This is a genomic window from Streptomyces sp. URMC 126, assembly GCF_051386555.1.
In the GTDB taxonomy this organism is placed as follows: Bacteria; Actinomycetota; Actinomycetes; order Streptomycetales; family Streptomycetaceae; genus Streptomyces.
Genome location: NZ_JBPQTX010001254.1, coordinates 1 through 242, shown reverse-complemented (window position 1 = coordinate 242; position 242 = coordinate 1). Strand labels below are relative to the sequence as shown.

Here is a 242-nt window from a genome sequence, read left to right as displayed (position 1 = left end):
GGCTTGGTAGGAGCCAAATTGGTAGATGCTCTGGGGTGTCAGTCCCAGGTGTCCCATCACGGGAATTCCCGCCGCTGTCATCCGTGCGACGGCGTCGAGCACTCGCTGGCCACCTTAGAGCTTGACCGCAGCTGCGCCTGCTTCCTTCATCAAGCGCCCAGCGTTCCGGAATGCTTCGTCGGGATGAACTTGGTAGCTCATGAACGGCATGTCGGCAACGATGAGCGCACGCGATGCACCAC

The 242-nt window shown here is 60.7% G+C and carries 1 pseudogene; it reads right to left on the bottom strand.

Annotated elements, in window-relative coordinates:
* A pseudogene (locus ACSNOK_RS35855) lies at window positions 1-242 on the bottom strand (3-methyl-2-oxobutanoate hydroxymethyltransferase); the annotation flags it as partial.